The 21631-nt window shown below is 64.7% G+C and carries 17 protein-coding genes and 1 pseudogene; 9 read left to right on the forward strand and 9 right to left on the reverse strand.

The window, feature by feature from the left end; genetic code table 11:
* The 4 genes and pseudogenes from IEW34_RS16465 to IEW34_RS16480 form a co-directional block, all read left to right on the forward strand.
* A pseudogene (locus IEW34_RS16465) lies at positions 1–240 on the forward strand (phosphomannomutase/phosphoglucomutase); the annotation flags it as partial.
* 557 nt (positions 241–797) lie between these two features.
* Positions 798–2306, forward strand: a complete 1509-nt coding sequence (locus IEW34_RS16470) for a lipopolysaccharide biosynthesis protein (RefSeq protein WP_188610317.1) — start codon at positions 798–800, stop codon at positions 2304–2306.
* Positions 2307–2412: 106 nt separating this feature from the next.
* A complete protein-coding gene (locus tag IEW34_RS16475) occupies positions 2413–4953 on the forward strand; it encodes a condensation domain-containing protein (RefSeq protein WP_188610318.1) in 2541 nt (846 codons plus the stop codon).
* A gap of 92 nt (positions 4954–5045) precedes the next feature.
* On the forward strand, positions 5046–6122 hold the full coding sequence (locus tag IEW34_RS16480; RefSeq protein WP_188610319.1) for an alpha/beta hydrolase: 1077 nt from the start codon (positions 5046–5048) through the stop codon (positions 6120–6122).
* Here IEW34_RS16480 and IEW34_RS16485 read toward each other — a convergent pair.
* The 8 genes from IEW34_RS16485 to IEW34_RS16520 form a co-directional block, all read right to left on the reverse strand.
* A complete protein-coding gene (locus IEW34_RS16485; RefSeq protein WP_188610320.1) occupies positions 6056–6739 on the reverse strand; it encodes a 4'-phosphopantetheinyl transferase family protein in 684 nt (227 codons plus the stop codon). The genes IEW34_RS16480 and IEW34_RS16485 overlap by 67 nt on opposite strands.
* Before the next feature lie 78 nt (positions 6740–6817).
* Positions 6818–7801, reverse strand: a complete 984-nt coding sequence (locus IEW34_RS16490; protein WP_188610321.1) for a hypothetical protein — start codon at positions 7799–7801, stop codon at positions 6818–6820.
* A 360-nt stretch (positions 7802–8161) separates the two neighbouring features.
* Positions 8162–9562, reverse strand: a complete 1401-nt coding sequence (locus IEW34_RS16495) for an NAD(P)H-dependent oxidoreductase (protein WP_188610322.1) — start codon at positions 9560–9562, stop codon at positions 8162–8164.
* 15 nt (positions 9563–9577) lie between these two features.
* Positions 9578–10150, reverse strand: a complete 573-nt coding sequence (gene rfbC, locus IEW34_RS16500; RefSeq protein WP_188610323.1) for a dTDP-4-dehydrorhamnose 3,5-epimerase — start codon at positions 10148–10150, stop codon at positions 9578–9580.
* Positions 10151–10465: 315 nt separating this feature from the next.
* Positions 10466–11539, reverse strand: coding sequence for a GHMP family kinase ATP-binding protein (locus IEW34_RS16505; RefSeq protein ID WP_188610324.1), 1074 nt, complete (start codon positions 11537–11539; stop codon positions 10466–10468).
* Positions 11540–11613: 74 nt separating this feature from the next.
* Positions 11614–12672 (reverse strand): NAD-dependent epimerase/dehydratase family protein, encoded by a 1059-nt coding sequence (locus tag IEW34_RS16510; protein ID WP_188610325.1) that lies wholly within the window; start codon positions 12670–12672, stop codon positions 11614–11616.
* A gap of 4 nt (positions 12673–12676) precedes the next feature.
* Positions 12677–13927: an HAD-IIIA family hydrolase gene (locus IEW34_RS16515; RefSeq protein ID WP_244642032.1), complete on the reverse strand. Its 1251-nt coding sequence runs from the start codon at positions 13925–13927 to the stop codon at positions 12677–12679.
* Positions 13928–13953: 26 nt separating this feature from the next.
* Positions 13954–14595, reverse strand: coding sequence for a D-sedoheptulose-7-phosphate isomerase (locus tag IEW34_RS16520; RefSeq protein WP_188610326.1), 642 nt, complete (start codon positions 14593–14595; stop codon positions 13954–13956).
* A 431-nt stretch (positions 14596–15026) separates the two neighbouring features.
* Here IEW34_RS16520 and IEW34_RS16525 point away from each other — a divergent pair, with 431 nt between their 5' ends.
* Both IEW34_RS16525 and IEW34_RS16530 read left to right on the forward strand, forming a co-directional pair.
* On the forward strand, positions 15027–16037 hold the full coding sequence (locus IEW34_RS16525) for a glycosyltransferase family A protein (protein ID WP_188610327.1): 1011 nt from the start codon (positions 15027–15029) through the stop codon (positions 16035–16037).
* Positions 16038–16240: 203 nt separating this feature from the next.
* The gene (locus IEW34_RS16530) at positions 16241–17431 is read left to right on the forward strand and encodes an acyltransferase family protein (RefSeq protein ID WP_188610328.1); all 1191 of its coding nucleotides are present in this window, start codon (positions 16241–16243) and stop codon (positions 17429–17431) included.
* Between the two features lie 268 nt (positions 17432–17699).
* Here the strand turns inward: IEW34_RS16530 and IEW34_RS16535 are convergent, their stop codons facing one another.
* Positions 17700–18479, reverse strand: a complete 780-nt coding sequence (locus tag IEW34_RS16535) for an IclR family transcriptional regulator (protein ID WP_188610329.1) — start codon at positions 18477–18479, stop codon at positions 17700–17702.
* A gap of 212 nt (positions 18480–18691) precedes the next feature.
* Between IEW34_RS16535 and IEW34_RS16540 the strand changes: the two genes are divergently transcribed.
* From IEW34_RS16540 to IEW34_RS16550, 3 genes are read left to right on the forward strand one after another with little or no spacing between them, the layout of a single operon-like run.
* The gene (locus IEW34_RS16540; RefSeq protein WP_188610330.1) at positions 18692–19966 is read left to right on the forward strand and encodes an LLM class flavin-dependent oxidoreductase; all 1275 of its coding nucleotides are present in this window, start codon (positions 18692–18694) and stop codon (positions 19964–19966) included.
* Complete coding sequence (locus tag IEW34_RS16545) at positions 19966–20742, forward strand: alpha/beta fold hydrolase (RefSeq protein ID WP_188610331.1); 777 nt, start codon at positions 19966–19968, stop codon at positions 20740–20742. The genes IEW34_RS16540 and IEW34_RS16545 overlap by 1 nt, the downstream gene beginning before the upstream one ends.
* A 15-nt stretch (positions 20743–20757) precedes the next feature.
* Entirely contained in the window at positions 20758–21573 is an 816-nt protein-coding gene (locus tag IEW34_RS16550; RefSeq protein ID WP_188610332.1) for an alpha/beta fold hydrolase, read from the forward strand.
* Positions 21574–21631 lie beyond the last annotated feature (58 nt).

Consider the following 21631-nt stretch of genomic DNA (forward strand, 5'->3'; position numbering starts at 1 on the left):
GGCCACCCCATCCGCGACCTGGTGACGGTGAACGGCGTGCGGATCACCACCGACGACGGCACCTGGGGGCTGGTGCGCGCCTCCTCCAACAAGCCCGAGCTGGTGGTCGTCGTCGAGAGCCCGGTTTCCGAGCCCCGCCTCCACCAGATGTTCCACGCCCTCGACGCCATCCTCCGCGAAAACCCCGAGGTCGGACCCTACAACCAGACGCTCGGCCACTCATCGGAGACCACGCCTTGACCACCGGCCCGCGAAGGCTCCGCACACCATCCTCGCAACGCGAGCAAGCGCCATCGAACGGCGGCTGCGGCGACGGGAGCCTGCACGGAGGATCCAGCGGCAAGCGTGCTTGGGATCACGTCTGGCGTCCAGATGACGACCGAGAGCGCTTTCGAGCGAAGTGGACGCCGGTTCGCGTGACGAAAACGCGACAAATCAAACAGATAGAGCATTTTGGCGATTCGAAGAAACGCGGAATTGCTCTAGCGACAGACGCAGCCGCGAGCGACGCCCATTTCGTGTCGGCCAAGCGGATCGAACTCGACCTGCGCCGGCCGGGCCTCTCCGCGGGATCGTATTCTACCCACCTTGATGAGGCGACGAACCCAAAGCCGAGGCGCTCCTCCTACTTCGATAGGTTCGTACTTGTCACAACGCCCGCTCTATCGCGACGAATTCTATCCTCTTCCGCGTCGACGAAGGCAGGCTTCACACACCACGCCATCAAATGCATGCTCACCTGACATCGCCGGCGTCCAGCCGCGCCGCTCGCGGCGGCTCTCGGGGCTAGGCGGCTGATGACGATCAAACGCACCGCATCAGGCGCGGCCCTGCTGATAGCCGGTCGCATGATCGCGCGCATGCTCGACTTCATCACTCTACTGGTCCTCGCGCGGATTCTGAGCCCGGCGGACTTCGGCATCGTGGCGATCGCCACGACAGTCGTGGTCATCGTCGAGGCGCTCCTGGAGTTGCCGGTCGGGCTGGTGCTCGTTCGTCTGCCCAGGGTCGATCGAGCCGACGTCGACACGGCCTTCACCCTGGCAACCCTCCGCGCCATCACGGTTGCCGCGACATTGGCACTTCTGGCCTGGCCGGTTTCGGCGTTCTATGGCGACCCACGCCTGTTCGCTCTCATCTGTGCAATCGGACTTGCTCCGGCGGCGCGCAGCCTCTGCAGCCCGCGCCTGGCGCTCTTCGCGCGCGATCTCAACTTCAAGCCCGACTTCGCGCTCGAGGTCATCGGCAAGTCGACCTCGCTCGTCGTCGCCATCGGCTGGGCCCTTCTCACCACGAGCTATTGGGCCCTGGTCGCCGGCACGCTGGCGGCGCCGCTCGCCATGATCGTCGCCTCGTATGTCATCGCCCCCTGTCGTCCCCGGCTCTCATTGCGGAACTGGCGCCCATTCGCATCCTTCCTGGGCTGGACGAGTGCCTCGCAGCTCGCCAGCGCCATCAACTGGCAGTGCGACCGGCTGCTCCTGGCCCGCTTCGTCACGCCGACGCAGTTCGGCCAATTCTCGATGGCGACCGATCTGTCATACATGCCGACGCAAGCACTCGTGGTGCCGGCCATGCGTTCGGTCATGCCCGGCTTCGTGACGCTCAGCGCCGATGCCCAGGCGATCCGAACTGCCTATCAGAATGCCGTGTTCGCCATTTGCGCCATTGTGATGCCCGCCACGGTCGGTTTGGCGCTGCTGTCCGAACCTGTGATCCGCATTGCGCTGAGCGACAAATGGCTTCCCGCTGCGCCCATTCTCGTTTGGATGGCGCTGGCGACGATTCCCGAACTGCTGGTGGCGCCGCTGGGCGCATTGGCGATGGCCCTGAACCAGACGAATGTGTTGCTCCGCCGCAGTCTGGCCGAGCTTTCGATCAAGTTGCCGCTCACCGCAATCGCCGCTGCCTTCTACGGCATCTCCGGCGTCGTCCTCGTGCGTGTCGCGGTGTCAAGTATAATTTGCCTCGTCTCCATGGTATTGGTGCGCAAGCTCATCGCTCTTCCCGTCCGAAATCAGCTTGTCGGGCCGTGGCGTATATACTTGAGCTCCGGCCTCATGGCATGCGTTGTCCTGGTGGTGCGGCCATGGGTCCTTGACGCGTCGAGAGAACAACTACCGCTGCACCTCGCTGCCGCCGTCGCCTTGGGCGCCCTGGCATACGGCGCATCCCTCTTCGGACTGTGGCTGGCCGCGGGGCGCCCCGCAGGGGTCGAAGCCGCCGTCGTGAGGGGCCTTCAGCAGCAAATCCATACTCTGAAGCCAATTTATGATAAGCTTTTCGGACCGGCCACAGCGCGATGACTAAGCAGCAGTATCCCCATCGACAGATACAGAAAAACGACCAGGCGGACGCCTTTGCAATCGCGGCACCGACCTGCGCAATGAAGATCGTATCCGGGAGGGTCAGATGAGCACCTCGGCAATGAGTAATCCTCCGGTCGCGCCGGAAGCCCAGCCGGATATTCTCCACTTCCCGTGTTCCTCGTCGCAGCAACGTTGCTGGTTCATCGATGCGCTGGATCCCGGCAGCGCCGCACTCAACGTCGCGCTGCGCTGGGAGCTGACCGGTCTGATCAACGAGACACTCATCGAGCGGGCCTTCAACGTCATCGTCGAGCGTCACGAGGTGCTGCGGACGCGCTTCATCGAGGTCGACGGCGAGCCGATGCAGGAGGTGGTGCCCAGGCTGCGGCTGAAGCTGTCGAATATCGACCTGCGCCACCTACCCGAGGAGTTGCGGGACGGCGAGGCACGGAAGCTGGCCGAGCGCGAGGCGCATACCCCGTTCGACATCCACGAACTACCGCTGATCCGGGTCACGTTGCTGCGGTTAGCGGCCGATCGCGCCAACCTTTTGCTCACCGTGCACCAGATCGCCTTCGACGGCTGGTCGATCCGCATCGTCGCCGCCGAGTTCGGCGAGATCGCCGCGGCTTACGAGCAGGGCCGGTCCAGCCCGCTGCCGGAGCTACCGCTGCAATACGGCGACTATGCCCGCTGGCAAACGGAATACCTGGCAAGCCAGGCCAAGCGCTACGAGCGTTACTGGTACGACCAGCTGATCCATGCGCCTTATTTCGAGGTGCCCGGCGATTTCGAGAAGCCAGCCCGGCCGACCCACCGGGGCAACATACTGGCGGAGATGCTGAGCCCGGAGATGGGCGAGCGTATGGAGGAGACGGCGCGCCGTCTCGGCGTCACGTCATTCGCGCTCGGCTGCGCGGCGACTGTTGCGCTGCTCAAGCGCCTGACCGGCCACACCGACATCATCCTGGGCACGCAGGTCGCCGGGCGAGACGAGACCGACCTCGAGCCGCTGATCGGCGTCTTCATCAACAACCTGGTGCTGCGGGTCGATACGCGCCATGCGCACACGTTCGACACGCTGCTGGCGCGGACCAACGAGACGGTCAGTGAGGCCCTGATCCATCAGCGCATGCCGTTCCATCGGCTGGTCGAGCTGATCAATCCGCCGCGCGATCCGGCCAGGACGCCGCTGATCTCGATCAACTTCACGATGCTGAAGGAAGTGCTCGACCACAAGCAGTATGGCGGCCTGTTCCTGCATGGTCTGCCGTCCGTTTCGGCGGGATCGCTCTACGACCTCAATTTCTTCGTCGTAAAATGGCCCGACGGCTGGCGCATGGCCATGGAGTACAATCCGGACATCTTCCGCGATGACACCGCGCGCGCCTTCATCAAGCTCTGGCGGCAGGCGCTGGAGAGCGCAGTTGCCGATCCGGCCTTCCCGCTCGACAGCCTCGAGCCGCCGGCGCGGACCGCGCCTGTGCCCACATCGCCGCGCCGGGCCCTATCAGCGGCCGCCCTTCCCGTCGCGGGGGCGCGGCTAGGCCCCATGCCTGACCCGGCGACGGAACTGGCGCTGGCGGACATTTGGCGCGACGTCCTCGGAGCCGAGGAGGTCACCGCCGACTCCCACTTCTTCGAGCTTGGCGGACACTCATTGCTCGCTGTGCGCATGCTGGCGCGGGTTCACGCCAGGTTCGGTCGGCGCATCGACCCGCTCACGCTGTTCGAGGCCCCGACCCTGCGCCAGCTCGCACTCCGGTTGAGCGACGCGCAAGAGGCGGTCCCGGCATGGAGCCTTGTACCGATTCAGCCGCAAGGGACCGGAACGCCCGTCATCGCGATCAACAACACGCTCGCCTACTACAACGTGGCGCGGGCGATTGGCGCCGACCGGCCGTTCATCGGCGTTCAGCTGTTCGATCCGAATGCGCCCCGGGAATTGGAGGATCGTCCGCTCGAGGACATCGCACGTGACTATGTGAAGCTGATCCGCCGAGCTCGGCCGCGCGGACCGTATGTTCTGATCGGGCTGTGCGTGGCCGGCGCCATCGCCTATGAGGCGGCCCGCCAGCTTGAGGAGGATGGCGAGGACGTGCCGCTCGTCGTTCTGGCCGATCTGTGGCTGCCCGGCTATCTCGCCAACCTGCCGAAACGCCGAAAGGCAAGGTTCCGCCAAGCCTATCGTTGGCACGTGATCAAGCACCACCGCATGCAGTTGGCGACCGGCAACACGACGCTGCCGGATGTGCTGGCGACATACTCGATCGTCCGCAAAACGCGGCTGCTCGAGGCGGCAGCCGGCCTCGGGCTGATTGAGAACAGGCCCTACAATCAGGATGACTGGGGTAACCGCTGGTTCGTGCCTGCGCTGCAGCGGGCGCGTGAGGTCTATCGGGCGCGCCCGTTCCGAGGCCGCGTTGTGCTCCTGCGGAGCGACGAGATGATCCTCGCCGGCCTCGGCGAAGACATGGGATGGACGACAGTCCTGCCCAAGCCACCCTCGTCCTATGCCATCCCCGGATGGCATGCGGACATGTTCCAGGACGAGGGCGCGCGGGTGATCGCCGAGAAGCTCCGGCCCTTCCTCGAGGAGGTCGATGCCGAAGCGAAAGCGGCGGAGCCATCGGCGGCCACGTGATGGCCACGGTCTGGACGAATCGCGGAGCGTTGATCGCGGCGGGCGCGGCGACCGTCGCTTTCGTCGCGGCCGCTTGGCCGGGGACTTTCGCCATGTATGCGCATGCCCTGCGGGCAAGCACCGTCATCGCATCATCCCTCGTCTCCCGTCTCGGCACCCTGGTCGCGCCACCAGGCGCCGACGTGATCCACATCACTCAGATCCTCGCCGCGGACAGGGGAGAAGATCGCCTGCCGATCACCGTCGACGTGTGGTCCAGCAGCACTCAGGCGCCGGCCCCGCCGGCGCCATCGATGAATGGAACCACGGGCCCGCTGCGCACGCTCTTGCTGTATACAGCCGGCGGCGCTCACACACGGGCCGACAATGCCGCGACGGCTGCGGCCTTGGCGCGACGCGGCTACACCGTCGTCGCCCTCGACGATATCGAGCGCGCGCCCGAACATGAGGCCCGCAGGATCGAACCGCTGAGCTTCGATTTCAGTTCGGCGGAGGGGTACGAGCGTACGCTGCGGCGCAGCGACGCCAAGGTGCACCAGCAGGCCATTCGGCTCGTCGAGACGCTGAATCTGCTCACCGCGCAGTCGCGCCGACCGGGAGCGCCCGCATGGATGACGGGGCTGCGTCTTGACGCCGTGGGCGCCTTCGGCTGGTCGCTCGGCGGTGCGACGGCGGCGGAGGCCAGCATCCTGGACAGTCGCGTGCGGGCGGCCGCCAATCTCGACGGCTGGCTGTTCGGCCAGGCGGCGCGGGGGCGCGTCCGCGTACCCTACATGCTCGTCATGAGCGACTATCCCATCCCGAGCGACAACGAGCTCGACGATCCGGTCGCCAGTCGGCGGTATGAGGCCCGGCTCACGCGCCGCGACCTCACCGAGGAGCGACGGCTCATTGGCCGGCCCGGCAGCCTGGGGCTTCGCCTTCCGCATGCGGTGCATGAGAACCTCTCGGACAGCGCGCTCGGCCTTGCATTCTGGCGCACATGGTTCCGCGTCGATCCGATCCGCGCCAAGGCTCTGGTCAACGGGTGCCTCGACGCCTTCTTCGACCACCACCTCAAAGGCGCGGCGCCGCGTGGCTGCCTGGACGAGGCCTATGCAGCTCAAGGCATCCAGCGTCTGACCACGATCGAGTGGCCCGGCGCGGGCACCGCGACGGCGCCCATATAGCCGGCGGCGGGCTCAAAGTGGAAGAGTTCCCATTGGGACGATGCTTCGGGTGCACCGGCAAGACGCAGAAGGCGAGGCTCCTCGGAGGGCCCCAAGGTCACATCGAAAGCGTCGAGCGGTTGGGCAAGGCCGAGCCCGAGCGCCTTGATGACAGCCTCCTTTCGCGTCCAGCAACGATAAAAGCAGGCCAGCCATTCGGCGCCGCCATAGACGGCTAGCGCGGACCTTTCCGCTGGCGAGAACGAGATCTCCGCAACGCCGGCCTCGATCTGTACGATCTGCTCGATGTCGAGGCCGAACGGCACGCTCCGCCCTATGCCCAAAGCGGCAAGGGCGCCGGAATGGCTCAAGTTGAAGTGAGGCCCCGCGTCGCCGGCCAGCGTCGGCTTGCCGTGCGCGTTATAGGCGAAGCCAAGTGAAGCTGGATCCCGGTCGACCTCCGCGCCGAGAATACGCCGCAACATGCCCCTCGCCGCCGTGAAACGCAGACGATCCCGCGCACGGACGAAGCGAGCCGCCCTGTCCCGCTCGTCCGGGGACAGCCATCGTTCCAAATGGCACATCTCGTCGAGCGCGCGGTCCAGGCCGAAGAGCCACACATCGATCTGGCTGGTCACCCCACAACGCCTCGCATTGGCCCAACACCCCAGCTTGGCACTGTGCACCAGGCAAGGCGGCGCTGGCCAGCTGGCCGTTCACAAAGCGAACAGACCGGGGGCGGACTCGGCCAGTGACCTCATCGCGGCATATTGGGGTCCGAACGAGAAATGCCCGGCGAACGCGCGCGTGGTGACCACGCCCGGCCGAGACAGGCTGACAGCATTCCTGCAGATGTGCGCCTCGTCGGCACCAAGCGTGCTCTGCCCGGCCAGCAGCCTCCTGCGGAAGACGGGAAAATGACCTATCGCGTCCCACAGCGAGCGTTCGAACGCAATCAAGCCGATGCTGAACTGAATCGGGCAGAGCAGCGTCCGGGGCGTTGCAGAGAGCCGGGCCGCGGTCTCCTCGAGGGGGGCGGTGTGCTCCCACATCCAGATGGCTGCGGCCGGGTCCGTCTGGATCGGAACCCCCGAGGCCGCCACGCGAGCGCGACCGAACCGCTGTTCGAACTCGCCCAGCAATCCCAGCATTTTGAGCAGATAGCGATAGCAGAAACCGTTGACCGGAATCATTGGCGCCACGAACCCGGGATCGACAATACCCTCGGCTTTAATTCGGTGATATTCCTCGACCAACTTGGAGATCGTGTTCTCCAGCAAGAACATATCCTCATCCAGCTTGATGAAGAGCTCCGCCTTGTCGTGCAGGGCGAAACCAATATTCTGTGCCAGCGAAACATCGTTGGTCGCCGTACTGAGATAGCTCCAACCTTCACTCAGGCATAGGCTCGCCAATTCATCGCTGTACATGCCGGGCGACACGATGCAGACATCCGCATCGATCAGCGCCGCCTTGAAACGGGGCATGACGAAGGGCCACAAATCTCGTTTGTAGCCTGCCAGCATGCAGATGAGCTGGGTCGAACCACGGCTGCGATCCTCGAATCGCACGCGATCAAGAGAACCGAGCCGACGGTCGATGCCTTTCGCCCACGTCTTGAGACCACTATAGACCGATGGGATGACATTGCGCGCCTGGCGCGATGTCACGGTCCCACGCGCCACCAACTCAGCTGCCATTGTGGCCCCTTTGTCTCGCGCGCTTCACGCGGTCCTGTGCGGCTCCGCGTCCGACTCGATAACAAGGCGAGCCGACCTGAACCGGCCGACGGAGCGCGCGTCAGCTCATTGTCGGCCCCCGTCCCTATTTCGCTAGTGCGAAAACGACGGACACCCCGCCGTCATAATGAGTAGCCCAAACGGCGGCTCCGCTGGCTGCGGAATGCGAACGGCCAGCCGCCTGCACCGCCTATGTCCGCCGCAGCGCCAATGGCCGGGCCGTGCCTCGGCGTGGGCCTGACGTGTGGTCAGGCCCACGTTGTCGCCGCAGGAATGATGCCCGCCGTATTCGCCTTGCGGGGCCTGGAGGGACGTGCGGCGTCAACCGACCGCAGCGCGCGCTGAAGCCGGGCGCGCACGGGCCCCCTCCCTATTATCCGGGCGCTGCGCGCGGGCCGTTGAGGGGCTGGAGGCCCTGTGAATTTCGGTCCCGAAGAACAGCGCATCCTGCTCGGCCCGCAGTCGAACGCTCAGTCTTCCCGACGGCAGCTCCACATCATTGTACGTGACGACCTGATCCCTTGGTATGTCGCGCTTCAATCTGCATCCCTCGGCAATCCCCATCGGAAGCAGCCGCTCGGTAACCACCACGTCCGCCCTCTCGGCAAGGCCGTAGGTCATGTAATGGCCGATCCCGTCGATGACCTCACCGGCGCTGAGGTCGCGTTTCGCGGCAGCGACCACGTCGACGCACGGCGGCCCGATCGGTGCTATGGCCGCGTCGCCGAACAGGACCGCACGCGCGATCGTCGTTGGCACCTCGAAATGGCAAAGATGGTAAGGCCAGTAGAAGCAATAGAGCGGCCCCGGGCCCATCTTGTATAGCGAGAGGTAATGCTTCTCCGTACGATCGTCCGTGGTGCCGAGCACGAAGACCCCTGGATTTGGCATCGCGCCGACGACGTAGTCCACGATCCCGGGCCCTTCGAGGAGATCCTCGGCAGGATACCAACCGACCGCCCCCTGGATCGGCGTGCCCGGCTCGACGGTTGGCCCGTACATTCCCCTCTTGGCGACGGTCATCCCGGTCGCATTTGCCACAATGGCATTCTCGAACGAGATCTTCGTGCCATCGGCGAAGGAGGTTACCATCGGAGCCTTCATGCCCCAGGTCTTCGCGAAGCCCTCCTGCGTCGTCGGATTACGATATGGATCGTGCAGCCCCTTGATGTTGCCGCACAGCACCGGCCTGATCCCAAGCCCCCGGACCCAGCGGAAGAGATTCATGATTACGCCCGGCTGATCCCCCTCCGTGTTCGTAATCACGACCCCCGCGCGGTCGGCATAGACCTTGAGCAACGGGCCGATGGTGCTGTCGAGCTCCGCGTTCATCAGCGCGACATGCTTGCCCTGCGTGATCGCGCGCACCGCCACGAGCGCCGAGAATTCCACCGCGCCGGTTACCTCTACGATAGCATCTATGTTGCCGGCATCGCACAGGAGCATCGGATCGTCAGTCACGGCGCGGCGACCGGCCGCGATCGCGCTCTCGAGCTGCTGGACGCTGGACACCGAAACAATATCGGTGGCACCTGCATCGGAATAAGCGCTGCGCGCGTTCTCAACGTTCCGGTTGGAGATGGCGACCAGCTCCATGCCGGAGAAATAGCGCAGGAGCTGCATGGCGATCCCGCGCGCCATGAAGCCAGCTCCGACCATCCCGACCCGAATGGGCCGGCCTTCGGCCGCCCGCTTTGCGAGCGCGTTGTCAACGATGAACATCGATCTCTCCCGCCCCTATGAGGTCGCCAGCGCGTGGGGTATCGGCATAAGTTCCGGCTCTTCGGCGAAGTCCGGCCAGTTCGAATCCTTCGCCGAAATGACCTTCGGCTCGACCGGCCACGAGATCCCGAACGACGGATCGTTCCAGCGAATGCCTCGTTCAGCTCCGGGTGCATAGAACTGCGATACGAGATATGTGACTTCGGTGTCGTCCTCCATCGTGAGGAATGCGTTGGCACAGCCCTTGGGCACCAGAAGCATCGCATAGTTCGCGCCTGTCAGCGCGACGCTGATATGCTTCTTGAAGGTCGGCGATTGCGGCCTCAGATCGATCACGACATCATGCACGGCACCGCGCGTACAACGCAGGAACTTGTCTTCCTGGTGGGGCGCGAGCTGGTGGTGAAAGCCGCGCAGCGTATGCTTGCTCCGGTTGAACGAGATATTCGTCTGGGCCACCTCGCCGCTCAGCCCGTGCGCCTCAAACTCCTTCCTGCACCACCCGCGCGCAAAGAAGCCGCGCTCGTCGGTGAAGGGCTGCAATCGCACGAGCTTGACGCCCGCGATCGCCGTGTCTTCGAACTGCATGTAAGCTCCCTCTTAGCTGGGGCGGAGCCCTGAACGATCCGAAATCCGCCGGCAGCCGAAACGGCTCAGCACTGGACGACTTCGGAAGCGGCAGAGCGGCTTCGAGCACTTCGCCATTGGATGAGATCATCCAATTGCACCGAAACGCTCCGACTCGCTGAACCTGGAGCACTTCTTTTGCGATTGAGTGTTGCCGCCCAACCGCGAGGCATTCTAGAGCGTTTCCGCGTTTCTTCGAATCGCCGAAATGCTCTATCTGTTTGTTTTGTCGCGTTTTCTTCACGCGAACCGGCGTCCACTTCGCTCGAAAACGCTCTAGAGCCCGAAGAGTACGCGCGAACCGTGTGCTTCATATCCAAGGTGGACGAACTTCATGTCCGACAAGGCGCTGGCAACGCGCTCGCGGTGTTCGGGTCGAACGACGAACATCAGGAAGCCGCCACCTCCGGCGCCGCATAGCTTGCCGCCTTCCGCACCGGCGGCCATGGCCCGCTCGTACCGGTCGTCGATGAACGGATTCGAGACGGCCGACGCAAGCTCCCGCTTCATCTCCCAGTTCTTCTTGAGGGCACGGCCGAACTCAATGGGGTCGATGGCGTGATCCGTGCAACGCTCATGCAGCGCGTAGGCGTCATCGCGCATCTGACGCAGGACGTCGAGCTTCTTGCGCGTGTTCGCCTTCTGCTCGGTGAGGACGGAGCTCGCAGCCCGCTGATGACCGGTCCAGAACATCATCAGATGATCGAAAAGATGTACGACGGCCCGATGGGTGACGCGCTGCGGCTCGACCGAAACTGCGCCACCACGCCTGAAGCTAAGGAGATTGAGGCCGCCGAATGCTGCTGCGTACTGGTCCTGCTTGCCGATCGGCTCCCCGAGCACGTCCATCTCGATGTGACAAGCTTCTTCCGCCAGTTGGCCGGCAGTGATCCGCTCGCCCCTGAAAGCATGCAACGCGTTCAACAGACCAACCGTAAACGAGCTCGATCCGCCCATCCCTGATGACGCCGGCATGTCGCCGACCGAGCTGATATAGATCGGCGGGTCGACATCGAGATAACGAAGGCATTCGCGCGCGATGTTGTTCTTCAGCTCGTCGATGGTGTTCGCCTGCTCCGTCTGCGAGTAGTTCAAGCGGATCGGTTCGTTGAACAATTCACTGTGGCGTTTCACCGTCACGAAGACATATTTGTCGACGGACGCACTGAGTACGGCTCCGGTCTCAATGTTGTAGAAATCCGGCAGGTCGGTGCCACCGCCGGCGAAGCTGATCCTCAGCGGTGTCCGCGTCAACACCATCGAGGGTGTCGACTGCCGCAGGATGCTCGGCAGCTCGAGCCCGTGTCCCAGCGACACGGAGCTCGGTGCGTCTTCCACCAGGACTGCCATCGCGTCATCTCCCTCGAGCCGGGACCGGAGGCGCACCGGCCCCGCAGGCGGCATGCACACGCTACGCTTGAGGATCACGCCGCCATTGCGGCCCAGCGCAGCTGGCCGTCGACCTGCCCGCTGTCGATCAGATGCCGCAGCCAGTGCAGCCGTGTGAACCGCTTGTCCTTGAAGTCGGCAGCGGTCAGGCCGATCCTCGTAAAGGCCTCGTAAAGCTCTCGCGCGCCGTCCCGTGGGGTCCACAAGAATTGGAACGCGGGGAACGTTCGCTTGAACTTACCAAACCCGGCCTTGTACGTACGCTGGTCCGCGCCCGGTTGGGGCACCATCTCCAGCGTGCAGCCCGGCACGGTTTCGGTGACGATCCGGGCAAGGTCGGCGATCTGATGATTGAGATGGTCGGCGCCCATGTTGAACGCCTGGTCATGAATGTCGGCACGCGGCGCTTCGAGGATCGTCTGAAAGGACCGCGCCACATCCTGGACGTGGACAACCGGACGCCAGGGGGTGCCGTCGCTGAAGACCTGGACGCGGCCCGCGCTCACAGCCATGCCCATCAGGTTGTTCAACACGGTGTCGAAGCGCATGCGCGGGGAGAGGCCGTAGACCGTTCCGTTCCGGCAGAAGACTGGCGAGAAGCTGTCGTCGGCCAACTCGCTGAGCGCGGCCTCTGCCGTAACCTTGGACCGGGCGTACTCGGTCTGTGGAGCCAGCGGAGCATCCTCGTTCGCCTCGGCGACCTCCGACATCCCGTACATGATGCAGGACGAGGAGAAGACGAAGCGCTTGACGCCCGCTTGCTTGGCGCATCTGGCAAGGCGCACGCTACCGGTGTGATTGATGTCGCGGGTCCAGTCTTCCCTGAGGTTGCCGATCGGATCGTTGCTCAATGCCGCCAGGTGGACGATGGCGTCGAACCCATCGAGATCTCGCGGCGTCACCTCCCGCAGGTCCTTCTCGATTGTCGGGATGTTGTCCTTGTCAGGGACGAGCGAGCACTGCTGGAAGAGATTGCTGTCGAGGCCGACGACATCGAAGCCGGCTCTCTTGAACCACGGTCCCATGACGGAACCGATATACCCATTGTTCCCCGTTATCAGGATGCGTTCCGGCTTGCTGTCAACTTGGGTCATGGCGTCATCCGGCAGAGGCCAGGTTCGTCGCTGAGGCTCGACAATCTCGCTTCAAGACGTGGCTGGCGATGTGGAGCAGTGATCGATCGGCGGTCACTTGCAGGAAGGGGCACTCGGCCGCATCGGCGGCCAGCTTGTCGCGTTCATCGTCACCGATGAACAGCGTTCTACTCATGTCGAGGGAGAACTCCCTTTGCGCCTGAAACAACATGCCAGGCTTCGGCTTACGACAGTCGCAGCCCTCGTCCCAGTCGTGCGGGCAATAATAGATCGCATCTATACGCCCGCCTGACTGAGCGATGTCACGCTTCATCCGGTCATGGATGACCTCGACATCGCCCCTCGTCATCGCGCCCCTGTTGACGCCCGCCTGGTTCGAGACGATGAGCACCCGATACCCGGCCTGGGTAAACCGTGCGACCGCGTCCCTGGAACCGGGCAGCCACTCCCATTCATCCCAAGACCGGACATAGTGGGCGCGCGCCGGCTTCCTGTTGAGGACCCCATCGCGGTCGAGGATAACGGTCGGCTGCCGCATGAAGAATGTTTCGGTGGCCGGGAGCCGTTCGAGCGAACCGACGCTGTAGTAGCGGTGGTCGCTCACATAGGCGGAAAGCCTTCCCTGCGCGGCGAGCGGCGTGTAGACCGCTTCTTCGAACAGCAGATCCTCCTCCGGCAGCAGGTCGAGGGTGCGGTCGGTGAGAATGGCGTAGCTGATCTCGACGCCCTGAAGTCCCGGCGTTGTTCGAAGGCGGTCGAACACCGTGACGTTGTCGTCCTCGTCGAGGATCACGCTGCCGCGCGAATATGCGTCCTTGTTGCTGTACACTGTTATCATGCCCGGCTTTTGTGCCTGCAGGAACCGCTGCCACATGCGGTCCATGTTCATGGGCCAATAATTGTCGCAGTAAAGCATCAGAAAGCACGGGTCGATCAGGTGACGAGCGGTCCGCACACGACTACTGGTCAGATCGTCCGGTCCGGTCACGGAATACTCGATCTGCATGCCCCAGTCACGCCCGTCCCCGAAATAATCCTGGATCACATGCGGAAGATAGCCGAGCAGCAGCAGCACGCGTTCGAAGCCCTGATTGCGCAGCTGCTCGAGCTGGTAGGCGAGGAATGGACGCCCGAGAACCGGGACCATTGGCTTGGGCCGATCGGCCGTCAGGGGTCGCATCCGGGTCCCGCGCCCCCCGGCAAGGATGACTGCCTGGCGTGGCCGCTCGTAGTTTCGTCCTTCGATCAAGGTCACTGCATCCGCCCCCCGGATCGCTCGCGTCAGGCATTCACGGCAAGGGTTGCAACTGGGGGCAGGCGCACGATCACGTCCTCCTCGGTCACGACGTCGGCAATGAGATACTTGGTAATGGAATGCATCAGAGCCGAATGCACATCCTCGACAAGCTCGTAGGCACCTTTCTCGGAATCGACGAGAACGATGTCGTCACAGAGGCCCTTAAGCTTGCCGCCATCGAAGCCCAGCAGAGCAAGCGTCGTCATGCCACGGTCCTTCGCCAATTCGACCGCCGAAATCAAATTGGGAGAGTTGCCGCTGGCCGAGATGACGACCAGCACGTCGCCCCGCTCGGCGAAGTTCTCGAGCTGGCCTGAAAAGACCCGCTCATAGCCTTCGTCGTTGCCGAGCGCCGTCAGCCACGAGATGTTGTCGCTGAGGCTCGTGACGCGGAATGGAGGCCGTCCCGAGCGCTTGGCTGCCTTGCCGAGGTCGTTGACCCAATGTGATGCCGTCGCCGCACTGCCGCCGTTGCCCGCAATGAAGACGCGTGCGCGCCGGTCGCGCGCCTCGCGCAGGGTTTGGCAAACGCGTTCAACAGCACCCGTGTCGACATCAGCAAGCATCGCGCCCAGGGAGCGAAGGTAGGTGGTCGTTGCATGTCGAATGGATCGTTGCTGTTTCATGATGGCACTTTGGCTGCTTGCAACTGCGAAAGATCGTTGCGCTTTCCGCAAGTGAGAGCGAGACCGCCTATCGGCCAGGGGATTAACCATTTAGATGGATGCTCGAACTCAGCTTCCGAGTTGGACGAGCGTTCCCGTCGTCGCAAGTGGCGGACGCTCCCGCCAACAGTTCGCTCGCGCACCCTTCGACCGGTCCGAATGCAGCAACGCGCCGTCACCCATCTGATTTGACGATGCGGATACGTCTTTCGAACATGGGCACCTTCCTTTGAGAGGGAGACACTTGTCGCTTGAGACGCGCATTTTCATCATGATCTGCGCAGAATATTCGACGCCCATGCCGGGACGCATTGCCTACAAGGAGGCTCTCGGCAAATGCAAAGTTCCACGACCCCTTCATACATGCCGCGGAGCCAGAAGGGAGCCATACGATGCACGACCGGTCCGCTCGGCCCCTCGTCGCCATCTCCACTCCAGTTTACAATGGCGCGCGCTATCTTGCTGAGACGATGGCGTGCGTCCAGGCGCAGACGTATGGCAATCTCATTCACCTGGTCGTCGATAACGCCAGCACGGATGAGACGCCTCGGATTATCGACAGCTTCAAGGGCGGGCGAGTGCCGGTCGTCTCGCTGCGCAATCCCGTGACCGTGCCGATGACCGACAACTGGAACGCTGCCGCCCGCCTCGCACCGGCGCAGGCAGCCTATTTCCGGATCCTACCTGCGGACGACCTTATCCTTCCGCAAGGCATCGAGAAGATGGTTGCCGTCGGCGAGCGCCACCCGGAAGTGGGTATCATCGGCTGCCAGGAGTACATGGGAACCGCGCTTGTGGGCAACGGCCTGTGCCCCGACCACGAAGTGTTCGACGGGCGCGCGATCGTCCGCGGCTCCCTGCTCAACGCGATCCACGGCTTCCCTCACCTTCATTGCCTTTACAGAGTGCCGCCGGGAGGGCTCGCCGACCCGTTCTACGAGACGGAGTTTCGCGGCGCGGAGTTGTTGTGCATCGATTCCGACGCGGCCATGCGGGCGCTCGCCCGCGGTCCCTATGGCTTCGTTCACGAGCCACTGGTCGTCACCCGGCTTCACGAAGGCTCTCAAACGTCCACGGTGGTGAGCCCGACGCGCATGAAGATGTGGCAGGAATTGCAGTTGATCGATCGCTGGGGACCGATCGTCTTTGATAGCGAGCAGGCCTACCGTCGGTGCCGCGCAAAGCATTTGCGATACTACTACAGGTACCTCTTGATGTGGCGCGCAAAGCGACAGCGGGCCCACATAGAGCAGCATTCGGGCCTGCTGCGCTGTGCCGCCGCCGTTCCCCGGTTGATCGACTACGCCGCGGCCGTCGCCGAATGGCCGATACGGCACCTCGCGAAGGGGCTGCGTCGCGCCGCGGTCGGCACGGGCCTTGCCCCCCGATATCAGAGGTTCTGAAGGGAGCTCCTTAGATGGTCAGCGTTGACAAGCCGAGTCGTGGCGCGCCTGAGCTTAAGGCAGGCGCGCCACTTTCGAGACCCGACGCTGACCACGTGCCGACGCGAACGGAAGCGGTTCGGCCCGCGGACTATCCCGTAGGCTCGCACGCAGGGCCGACGGGAGCACACTCCCCTTCCCACGCCGTGCGAAGCAGCGCTCGCGTGCTGGAGGTCGATGGCCTGCGGGCGCTGGCGATGATCGCCGTCGTCGCTCAGCACTGCCTTATCTTTCCGCCTGGCTGGGCCGGCGTGTGGCTGTTCTACGTCATCTCTGGCTACGTCATCACGCGCGTTTTGCTGGAGGAGGTGGCTACCGCGGCTCCGGTCGCCCGTCTCAGGGCATTCGTATGGCGCCGCGTATTTCGCATTGTTCCGGTCTACCTTCTCTATATCGCGATCGCCGGGGTGATCGTCAGCGCCCTCGGCTACGCCTCATACCTGAGAGACCTGCCGGCGCTGCTTACGTTTCTTTACAACTGGCAAACAGCCATCGTTCCCGGGCAGCCGGTCTTCAATCACTTGTGGTCACTCAGCGTCGAAGAGCAGTTTTACTTGATTTACCCGCTGCTCTTTTTGTTTCTGCCGCGACGGACCTATCTTTGGGCCATCGCGGCCATCGTGTTATGTGGCCCACTGATCCGCGCAGCCACGGTTCTTCTCATATCGCAGACGGACCTGCCGGTGGAGCGATATCCGTGGTTCATCTATCACGGGTCCATCTGCCATTTCGATGCGTTTCTGGCCGGCGCGCTGATTGCGAACTTCGAGCCCAGATTGAAGAATGATCGCCGCGTCGTCCCCATATTGATCGCGGCGACGATTATTGCGGCGCTTTCGTATCTTGCATTCTGTACGTCGTGGGACCGCGTCGGACAAGTTGGGGTCTTCAAGCTGCTTACGGAGCACGCGTTCCCGGAGAATCTCATTGGCAGAGGACGCGAACTCTTCGCCTACTCAGTCATTAATCTTGCATCGGTAACGGCCTTGTGCTTCGCGATCAACGGGGCGGGGAAGGCTAAGTTGCTCGCATTCCGCTGGCTGGTTCAAGTTGGCAAGATATCCTATGGCGGATACCTCTATCATAATCTCGTGCTGTGGATCTTCATTACACTGATCATGCCATTTCCATTCAAGGACATGGGCGTGATGCAAAGACTCCCCTGGTTCCTCGTCGTCTTGGCAGTAACGGTCGCAGCTGCTTACGTATCGTTTTACAGATTCGAGCTGCCGATCATGCAGCGGCGCCGTCTGCGGATGGGGCCAAGGCCCGGGCTGGACGCCATGCCCGATGAACTGTCGGTAGGTCGAAGTGCCGACCTCGCCGGCGTTCCCCTGCCTCTTCGAGGCCGCTGACGGAAGCGCGGTCCTGGCCGGTCAGGAGGTCGCCAGGGCCGTGCGCAATGGGAGGCCGCTGGCGCGAAGCGCGATCGTGTCCCGCAAAGTGGTGTAGCTGGAGTGGGCATCGGCGGTTGCCGGTTAGGTTCGCGTTGCTAGGACCGGCACCCGACCGTAGCCCTGCGGCGCGGCACCGCCGTTGCGCTTCGGCCTCCGCGGCCTTCGCCGTCCGCTGGCCCTCGGCCCGCCTTCACGAGCGGGTCAATGCATCCTTCCGCCCGCGCTCTCACGAAGAGGTTGCGGTGATCGCCCCGGTGCGACGCGCGGCAGCGTGCAGGTGGGGCAGGATCGCCGCCAGGTGGTCGTCGGTCAGCCGCGCGTGGACGGCGACGACGCTGAGCGACAGCACCGGCGCCCCGGCCCGCGTCGGCACGGCTACGCCGATGCCTCGCACCCCCGGTATCGGCTTGTCGGAAATATCGGCGAAGCCGTCCCTGCGCGCCTGCGCGACGCGGGCGCGGAGCTCCGCGACCGGGATCGGCGTCGCCGCGTAGGCGGCCGAGCCGAGGATCTCCTCCGCCTCGTGCGGCCGCATCGCCGCGAGCAGCGCCACACCGCCGGTGCCGATGCCAAGCATCAGCCGCGAGCCCACCTCCCACACCGCCGCGCGGATCGGATAGCCGCCGTCCGCCCGATCGAGGCACACGGTCTCGATGCCCGTGCGCATCGCCAGGAACACCGAGTCGCCGGTCTCAAGCGCCAGCTGCCGCAGGCGCGGGCGGCAGCTCTCGACGAGCTGAGCATGCGAGCCGGCGGCGAGCCCGAGCTCGAAGGCGAGCGCGCCGAGCCGATAGAGCCTGGTGACGGGATCCTGCACGACGAACTGCTCGTGGACGAGCGCCTTGAGGATGCGGTGCGTCGTCGGTTCCGTCAGCCCCGCCGACAGCGCCAGGTCACGCAGCCGCCGCCCCTCCACCGCGCCGCGCGGAATGGCGCGCAGGATCTCCGCGGCCCTGGCGATGAGCTGTGCCCCCTGCGGGGCGCCAGCTGTTTCGGTCGATCCCACGAAAACTCCATAATGTGGAACTAACTAGGCCTGACGGTTCGTCCGCTCGATGGCCCCTATCAACAGTTACGCTTGAACTTCCAGCGAAAGTGGCACAGACTTAGCAACATAAACATCCACTATGTGGAAGTTGTCAATTCCCCGCGTTGGACGCCTTGGCCAACCGACGCGCGCCGGACCCCGGCGGGATCGTTGTGAGGAGGAGTTCGCCCGTGAAGGTGCATTGGTTCGCGGAGGCCAGTTATCCGCATCTGCCGCCGAATTTCCGCGAGACCGGCCTGTCGAGCTGGGTGACCACCCCGGCGCATCTGCACGATCCCTACGAGGTGGGCGAAATGTGCCGGATGTTCATCCGGCTGATGCAACAGGCGGATCGCGAGGGCTTCGACGGCCTGGCCGTCAACGAGCATCACCAGACGCCCTTCGCGGTGACGCCGTCGCCGAACCTGCTCGCCGCGACCCTGGCGACGACGACCGAGAAGGCGGCGCTGCTGATCATCGGCGACTCGCTCGCCCTCTACAACCCGCCGATGCGCGTGGCCGAGGAGATGGCCTGGCTCGATTGCCTGTCCAACGGCCGCGTCATCGCCGGCTTCGTCTTCGGCACGCCGATGGATTCGCTCTATTGCTACGGCGTGCCGCCGCTGGAACTGCGGGAACGCTTCCACGAGGCGCGCGATCTCATCACCCGGGCCTGGAGCGAGCCGGAGCCCTTCGCCTTCAACGGCAAATACACCAAGCTGCGTTACGTGAACCTGTGGCCGCGGCCGCTTCAGCCGCGCATGCCGATGTGGGTGCCCGGCTCCGGCAGCGTCGAGACCTGGGACCTCGCCCTCGACAACGACTATTGCTACGGCCACCTGTCGTTCTCGGGCCTGCATTCGGCCAAGCCGCTCGTCGACGCCTTCTGGGACTACGTCGACGAGAAGGGCATCGAGGCCAATCCCTACCGCATGGCCTTCACGCAGCTCATCTGCTGCGCGGAAACCGATGCCGAAGCCGAGGCGAAATACGCCGAGGCGGTGAAATACTTCTACCGCAACCGCTATGTGCATCCGGGCTTCGAGTCCGTGCCGGGCTACCGGACGGCGAAGTCGATGCAGTCCATGGCGCAGCACGCCCAGCAGACCACCTCGAAGCTGTCGCCGGAGGACAAGGCGCGTGCCGGCCGCGGCGAGATGGGCTTCTGGGAGTACGACAAGCACGGCTTCATCGTCGCGGGCTCGCCGGAGACGGTGCGCCAGCGCCTCGAGGAGCTCGCCAAGGACCTGAAGATCGGCCAGCTCATCGGTTGCCTGCACATGGGCAACCTCGCGGAGGAGGTTGCGGTGGAGAACACGCACCTGCTCGGCACGCGCGTCATCCCCAAGCTGAAGCACCTGTGGACGGAGTTCGAGGACCGCTGGACGCCTACGCCGCCCGCGCGGGGCGTGCGCGCATCCGCGACGCCGGCCCTGGTCCGCAACCGCGAGCTGGCGAGGGCATGATGCAGATCGTTCTGGAGACCATCGGCACGACACCCGTCCGCTCCTGGACCGGTGGCCAGGGCGCGCCGCTCTTCTACCTGCACGGCTTCGAGCAGCATCCGGGCGCCGCCTCCTTCCTGCGGCGCCTGACCGAGGACCGCGCCGTCCGCGCCCCCGAACATCCCGGCTTCGGCCGGAGCGGCGGCTTCGAAGCGCTCGTCGACATCAGCGACCTCGTCCTGCACTACCGCGCGGTGATCGAGGCGGCGGCCGCGCAGCACGGGTCGGTCGATCTCGTCGGGCATTCGCTCGGCGGCATGTTCGCCGCGGAGATCGCCGCCTTCTGCCCCGACTTGGTGCGCAAGCTGGTGCTCGTCGCGCCCTACGGCCTCTGGCTGGACGAGGCGCCGCTGCCGGACCCGTTCGCCATCACGCTGCCGGAACTCACCAAGGCCAAGTGGTCCGATCCCGAGGCCTGGACCGCGCGGGAGCCGAACGGCTTCGCCGCGGGAGACGCGCCGAGCTACGACGCCTATCGCCAGCAGAACCTGGGGGCCGCCACCAAATACATGTGGCCCATTCCCGACCGCGGCCTCGCCCGCCGCCTGCCCCGTGTGCGGGCGCAGACGCTCATCATCTACGGCGCCGACGACCGCCTGGTGCCGCCAGTCTACGCCGACGCTTTCAGCCGTCTGCTGCCGAACGCCCGCAGCGTCATCCTCCCCCGTTGCGGCCATCTGCCGATGATCGAGGCCGAGGATGCCTTCCTCGCCGAAGTCCGATCCTTCCTGGGCTGAGACGGAGGCAGAGAGGTGAGCGACCACCCCGATCCGGTTGCCGGCACTGCTCGGGTGAACGGCATCGAGCTGCATTTCGAGATCGGCGGCGACGGCCCGCCGCTGCTGCTCATCAGCGGGCTCGGGCAGCATTCGGGCGCCTGGGCCGGGGTGCTGCCGCGCCTGCGCCAGCGCTTCCGCACGTTGGTCTTCGACAATCGCGGCACCGGGCGCAGCGCCGTGCCGCCCGGGCCCTACCCCATCGACGCGATGGCCGACGATGCGGCGGCGCTGCTGGAGCATCTCGGCATTCCCGTAACCGCGGCCGTCGGCTGGTCGCTGGGCGGCTCGGTGCTGCAGTCCATGCTGATCCGCCACGGGCGGCGGCTCTCAGCCGCCGTCTTGCTCAACGCCTTCCCGAGCTACACCGAGCTCCAGCACATCTGGCTGGATGCGCTGATCGCGCTGCGCCGCAGCGACGCGTCGCCGGAGGCCAAGGCGGCGTTCGCCATGCCATGGGGGCTGACGCCGCTCGGGCTCGCCGACCACGCGCTCGCCATGCAGGGCGTGCGGGCGGCGGCCGCCGATCCCTACCCCACGAGCCATGCCGCCTTCGAGGCGCAGGCGGCAGGACTGCGCGTCTACGACGCCCGCCCCGGCCTGCCCACGGTAAAGACGCCGACGCTGGTGCTCGCCGGCGCCGAGGACGTGCTGACGCCGGTGGCACAATCGGCGGAGATCGCGTCGCTCATTCCCGGCGCGCGGCTGCACGTGATGGGAAAAGGCGGCCACCGCATGATCGTCGAGTATCCCGACGAGGTGCTCCGTCTCATCGACGGTTTCGTGCGGTAGGGCCCGATCCGCTCGAAACAGAGGCTTGGAGCGCGGCCGATCGGGTGGAGGCACCGGC

Origin of the sequence: Chelatococcus reniformis, from assembly GCF_014640075.1 — a bacterium.
In the GTDB taxonomy this organism is placed as follows: domain Bacteria; phylum Pseudomonadota; class Alphaproteobacteria; order Rhizobiales; family Beijerinckiaceae; genus Camelimonas; species Camelimonas reniformis.